Origin of the sequence: Tahibacter aquaticus, from assembly GCF_004363655.1 — a bacterium.
GTDB classification, from domain to species: Bacteria; Pseudomonadota; Gammaproteobacteria; order Xanthomonadales; family Rhodanobacteraceae; genus Tahibacter; species Tahibacter aquaticus.
In genome coordinates this window covers 271355-278119 of sequence record NZ_SNZH01000009.1, presented here as the reverse complement: position 1 = coordinate 278119, position 6765 = coordinate 271355, and the positions used below count along the sequence as shown (strand labels likewise).

At 68.2% G+C, this 6765-nt stretch carries 2 protein-coding genes; both read left to right on the top strand.

What is annotated here, in order from left to right:
- A partial coding sequence (locus DFR29_RS15910) for a beta strand repeat-containing protein (RefSeq protein WP_166654133.1) occupies positions 1-2193 on the top strand: 2193 nt, incomplete at its 5' end.
- A 262-nt stretch (positions 2194-2455) separates the two neighbouring features.
- A complete protein-coding gene (locus DFR29_RS15905; protein ID WP_133819600.1) occupies positions 2456-6112 on the top strand; it encodes a DUF4132 domain-containing protein in 3657 nt (1218 codons plus the stop codon).
- Positions 6113-6765: the final 653 nt, after the last annotated feature.

Sequence of the window (6765 nt, the reverse complement as noted above, 5' to 3'; positions counted from 1 at the left end):
GCGAGCTGCTCGATCTCCGCCTCCGCCACCGGTTCTCTGACCAACACCGCGACCGTCAGCGCGCCGGCCGGCGTCACCGATCCGACACCGGCCAACAACAGCGCCACCGACGTCGATGCGCTCGGCGCCAGCGCCGACCTGTCGATCACCAAGACCGATGGCATCACCTCGGCGACGCCAGGCGGCAGCGTCACCTACACGATCACTGCATCGAATGCCGGGCCGAGCAACGCGACCGGCGCGACCGTGGCCGATACGTTCCCCGCCTCGCAAACCTGCACCTGGACGTGTGTGGGGGCTGGCGGTGGCACCTGCACAGCCAGCGGCAGCGGCAACATCGCCGGCAGCGTGAACCTGCCGTCGGGCGGCAGCGTCACCTACACCGCGAGCTGCTCGATCTCCGCCTCCGCCACCGGTTCTCTGACCAACACCGCGACCGTCAGCGCGCCGGCCGGCGTCACCGATCCGACACCGGCCAACAACAGCGCCACCGACGTCGATGCGCTCGGCGCCAGCGCCGACCTGTCGATCACCAAGACCGATGGCATCACCTCGGCGACGCCAGGCGGCAGCGTCACCTACACGATCACTGCATCGAATGCCGGGCCGAGCAACGCGACCGGCGCGACCGTGGCCGATACGTTCCCCGCCTCGCAAACCTGCACCTGGACCTGCGCCGGAGCTGGCGGCGGCACCTGCACAACCAGCGGCAGCGGCAACATCGCCGACAGCGTGAACCTGCCGTCGGGCGGCAGCGTCACCTACACGGCGAGCTGCTCGATCTCCGCCTCCGCCACCGGCACGCTGACGAACACCGCCACCGTTACCGCGCCAGGCAGCGTCACTGATCCCACGCCGGGCAACAACAGCGCGACCGACAGCGACACGCTGGGCGCCAGCGCCGACCTGTCGATCACCAAGACCGATGGCGTCACCTCGGCGACGCCAGGCGGCAGCGTGACGTACACGATCACGGCATCGAATGCCGGGCCGAGCAACGCCACCGGTGCCACCGTCGCCGATACCTTCCCCGCCTCGCAAACCTGCACCTGGACCTGCGCCGGAGCTGGCGGCGGCACCTGCACCGCCAGCGGCAGTGGCAACATCGCCGACAGCGTGAACCTGCCGTCAGGCGGCAGCGTCACCTACACCGCGAGCTGCTCGATCTCCGCCTCCGCCACCGGCACGCTGACCAATACCGCCACCGTTACCGCGCCAGGCAGCGTCACCGACACGAACCCGGCGAACAACTCGGCCACCGACAGCGACACGCTGGGCGCCAGCGCCGACCTGTCGATCACCAAGACCGATGGCGTCAGCGCGGTCGCCGCAGGCGGTAGCACCACCTACACCATCGTCGCCAGCAACGCCGGCCCGAGCGCTGCGCCGGGCGCCACCGTGACCGACACGTTCCCGGCCGGCCAGACCTGCACCTGGACCTGCGCCGGTGCCGGCGGCGGCACCTGCACCGCCAGCGGCAGCGGCAATCTCAGCGACACGGTGAATCTGCCCAGCGGTGGTAGCGTCACCTACACCGCGGCCTGCGCGATCTCGGGCGCCGCCACCGGCACCTTGACCAACACCGCCACGGTGACGGCGCCGGCGGGCACCACCGATCCGACCACGGGCAACAACAGCGCCAGCGATACGGACAGCGTCACCGTCACGCCGCCGAGCGGAGCCACGCTCAGCGGCACCAAATCGGTGAGCGGCAGCTTCCTGGCAGGCACGAACGTGACCTACGTGATCGTGCTGAGCAACAGCGGCGCGGGTGCCCAGGCCGACAACACCGGCGACGAGTTCGTCGATGCGCTGCCGGCGGGCCTCACCCTGGTCTCCGCGAACGCCACCGCGGGCACCGCCTCCAGCGCCGGCAACACGGTGCGCTGGAACGGCGCCATCCCGGCGACGGGCAGCGTGACCATCACCCTCGTCGCGTCGATCAACGCGAACGCGAGCGGCCAGATCACCAACCAGGGCACGATCAACTACGACAGCGACGGCAACGGCAGCAACGATGCCACCGCAGTCACGGACGATCCCACCCGCCCCGGCACCACCGACGGCACGGGCTTCGCCGTGGTGGTCGGCATCAGTCCGCCGGTGCCGGTCCCGACGCTCGATCGCCTGGCGATGTTGCTGATGCTGCTCGGCCTCGTCGGTCTCGCCTGGCGACGCTACGCGACGCGATGACGGGAAGCGCCTGCCGGCATGCCCTGCCGGCAGGCGTCACGTCGAGGGCCAGCGCACGGTTGCGCTGCTATGCGCAGCAACGCTGTGCGTTTCCGGCATGCCCGAATCACCGTTGTGCCACCCGCTATCCACGCGTGCACACACGGCGCAGGCGACAGCGTTCCGCGTTTCGTTCTCCGCTTCGTGAAGACGTCCTCGCCTCGCCGCTGCGCTTCGCTCTACAGTCGCGCGGTCGGCCCACAAGGGGCATTCGGGGTTATCCATGACGACAGCAACACAGGAACAAGCGGCCAGCGCGCCAGCGATGACGTCGGCCGAATGGCCGGCCGCACTCACGGCCTTGCTCGCCCCCGCGGCCGATGCCGATGGCCGCCTCACCGAGGCCGTCTCGCTCGCGGATATCGCGCGGTACATCGCCGACGGCGAGCCCGCCGGCCTGCCGGCGACCCTGGGCAAGCACCCTGCCCTGTCCAAGCTGCTGCTCGACAACAGCGCCACCACCTGGAAACGCGCGCTGGAGCCGGTCTATGCGCACGTCGCGTCCATCGACCCGGCGATGCTGGTGCGCTGGGGCGAGATCGTCGCCAACCTGCTGGAAAACCCGTACTACTGGGCGGGCGCGCTGCAAGTACCGCCGCGCGCGCGCTGGGCCGAAGCGCTGATACACCAGATGATCGGCTGGTCGCGCCTGTGGCCGGAGCGGCCGCTGTACCGGCGCGTGACCTCCACCGTATTCGAAAACGCGCTCGCCGCCGATGGCCTTCCGCCGTCCGCGCTCGTGGTCGCCGCGTTCGCGACGCCGCTGGAGCATCACCGACATACGGAAACCTGCGCCCTGTCGATCGGCGCACTGTGCGATCTCAGCGATGCCGTGCTGCGCTACGCCGATCTGATACTGCCGCACCTCACACCAGCCGACGCCGCCCAGCGCCTGCACGTGCTGGCACTGCTATCGCCGTTGAGCGCCGCTGCGCTGAAGCCCTTTGCTGCGCCGCTGGCCGAGCTGTCCTGCGCCACGAGCAAGCAGGTGAACAGCCTGGCCCAGGGCCTGGCCTGGAAGGTCATCGACGATGTCGTGCCCGTGCTGCGCGAGATCGCGCCCAAGGCCAAGCCCGACCAGCGCGTGCAGGCGCTGCGCTTTCTCGACGACATTGCGCGCCGGCGCAACGACGCGACGCTGCGCGACTTCGTGCGCGATACCGCACGCGCCGACAAAGCCACCTCGGTGCAAGCGCTGATCACGGAGTGGGAAGCCCGCGAAGACGCCGCGCAAGGCCCCGTCAACGCCTATACCGTTCCCGTGATCGCCTGGAGCGTGCCCGACGACGCCGCGCTTACAGCGCTGCTGGAGCCGTTCTGGCACGAAGTCGACGCGGCCATCGAAACAGCCAATGCGCGCGTCGCCCAGGACAACCACCGCGCGCCACCCATCACCACGCAGACGCGCCAGCAGCTGCGCGACTATCTCGTGGCGGCCGAGCCCACGCCGGCGACACCCCTCACCCTGCACCACATTGCCGAAAAGGCCGTCTACGCCGCGCTGGAACAGATCCCACAACGCGACGGCGCATCGCTGGTGCTGCTGCTCAAGCTGTATCGCTACTTCGGACTGCTGGTGAATCACTCCGGATGGCTCAACCACCACGGCATCGACGCGGTGGAGAAGCTGCGCCGCCGCACCGGCCAGCCCGCGATGCTCGGCTACGCCATCGCGCTGTCTGAACTCGGCGTGCCCACGGACAAGCTGCTCTACGCGTTCGGCCACGTGCGCGAGCGCCTGCGCCCCGGCGAACGCAGTGCCGAAGACCGCTGGCCGTTCTTTGCGCACTATCTGAACGCCGTGGTGCACGCGCTGAAAGGGAACGTGCAGAACTACCCCACTGCCGACCACAGCGCGCGCTTCCGCGCCATTGGCCTGCTGCCGCAGGTGCCGCCGGAACTGGTGGCCTGGCTGCTGGAAGTGGCACTGACCGGCCCCAAGGCGCAGCGCGGCCCAGCCCGGGCCGTGCTGGCACGCCTGCCCCAGCGCGACGGCCATGTCATCGCCGCGCTGTCCGACGGCAAGGCCGATGTCCGCGCCGCTGCCGCTGCGTGGATACGCGACCTGGCCCTGGAAGCCGCCGTGCCCGCGCTGGAAAAAGCCGCCAAGGCGGAAAAACAGGAAGCCGCCAAAGGCGCGCTGCTGGAAACGCTGATCGCCCTGGGCCGCAGCACCGCGCCCTTCGTCGATCGCAAGGCCCTGGCCAAAGAGGCGGAAAAAGCCTGGGCCAAAGGCGCCGGCAAGGATCTGGAGTGGTTCCACTGGGAGGCCTTGCCCACCGTCACCTGGGCGGACACCGCCGAAGCGGTCGACCCCGTGCTCATTCGCGGCATGGTCATCCAGGCCGCCAAGCAGAAGACGCCGGAACCGCATGCGCTGCTGCGCCAGTACTGCGCGATGTTCGAAGCGCGCAGCCGCGAAGTCCTCGGCCAGCACCTGCTCGACGCCTGGATAACCGAAGACACCCGGCCCATCGACAAGGCACTGGCCACGCGCGCGGCCCAGGAAAGCGCCCGCAACACGCACCAGTTCATGGCGCAGTATCCCCAGTATTTCACCGGCAACCCGCAGCTCAACTACACCATTGAACAGTTATACGAAGCGCTGCTGCCGAAATACCTCAAGCAGCCCTCCGGCAGCGCCATCGCCAGCAAAGGCATCCTCGCCCTGGCCGCCGCCTGCGCCAGCGGTGGCGCCGTACCCGTGGTGGCGCGCTATCTCAAGGACTACTACGGCACGCGCGCGGCCCACTGCAAGGCACTGATCGCCATGCTGGCCTGGATTCCGCACCCGACCGCCGTACAACTGCTGCTCGCCGTCGGCAACCGCTTCCGCACCAAGGGCATCCAGGAAGAAGCCGCGCTGCAGGTCGACGCCCTCGCCGAACGCCGCGGCTGGACCGTGGCCGAACTGGCCGACCGCACCATCCCCGCCGCCGGCTTCGACGAAACCGGCAGCATGACCCTGAGCTACGGCGAGCGCGCCTTCACCGGGCGATTGATGCCCGACCTGACCCTCCAGCTCCAGGACGAAACCGGCAAGACCCTCGCCGCCCTGCCCGACCCGCGCAAGGACGACGACGAAGCCCTGGCCAAGGAATCCAAGAAGAGCTGGACCGACGCCAAGAAAACCCTGAAGACCACACTCACGCAGCAGACCGACCGCTTCTACGAGGCGCTGTGCACCCAGCGCGAATGGCCGTTCGAAGACTGGAACCGTTACCTGCTGCAGCACCCCATCGCCCGCCACCTGGTCGAATCCCTGGTCTGGGCCGTGGTCGACGGCAGCGAGGTCAAAGCCACCTTCCGGCCGCTGGGCGACGGCTCCCTCACCGACGTCGACGACAACCCCGTCACGGTGGCCGACACCGCGAAAATCCGCATCGCCCACGCCTTCATCCTGCCCGCCGAACTGGCCGCCCGCTGGCAGCAACACCTCAGCGACTACAAGGTCATGCCGCTATTCCCCCTGTTCGGCCGCGGCGTCTACCGCCTGCCGGCCGAGCTGCACCAGGCCCAGGAACTGAAAGAGTTTGAAGGTTACGTATTACCCAATTTCACCTTGCGCAGCCGCGCACAAAAACTCGGCTACGCCCGCGCCAACCACGGCGAAAGCTGGTTCACCGACTACACCAAGACCTGGCGCGGCCTGGGCATCACCGCCACGATCGAATTCAGCGGCAGCAGCTTTCCGGAGGAGAACAAGCCAGTGGCGCTGCTCAGCCTGAAATTCCTGCGTGCCGACGGGGACTACCAGGAAAGCCTCACCCTGGGCGAGGTGCCCGGGCTGTTGCTGTCGGAGTGTTACCAGGATTTGCGGCAACTGGCGGCGGAGGGCAAGGGGTTTGATCCGCAGTGGGCGAAGACGTGTGGGGTGTGAGGTGAAATAGGGGGGCACGCGACCAGCCACGGCGCTGAGAGTCCGCCTGCAAGGAATCGCCCTCTCCGGAAAGGGTTTTTGTCGTTCCGGAAGGGCTTTTTGCATGATCGATCGGGGGACTGCGTGGGCCGGCGTATGGTCCCCGGGGGCGCGGGCGCAGGCCGGTGGTTTCGCCGTAGCGGTAGCGCGTGGACGGACGGCTGGTACTCGACGGCGCACCTCGTGCACCCGGTCGGCTACCTTGCGTGAAAGGTTCGAAGCCTTGCGCGCGAGGTCGAAAGCGCGGAGTGCGAGGTCGTTTTTCGCTCGTTTTGGGGGCCAAGCCGCTAGGACAGGTCGAAAAGACGTGGCAGCGGCGGTTGGGGGCCAAAATTCCGGAAAACTCGGGCTTGGGGCAAGGGTTTGAACCTTGCGGTTAAGGTTCCAACGGCGGAGTGCAAGGTGGAAAGCGCGGAGCGTGAGGTCGGCAAGCTTGCGCGCAAGGTTCAAACGGCGAGGCTTCGGACTTTCGACCTAGCGGTAAGGGGTCTGAAGCTTGCGGACACGGTTCGGCACCTCGCGTTCAGGGGTTTTGACCTTGCGGAACGGGACGGCGACCTCGCGTGCAAGGGTATTGACCTTGCAGATCTGGACGAGGGGCTCGCGGTTTCAGT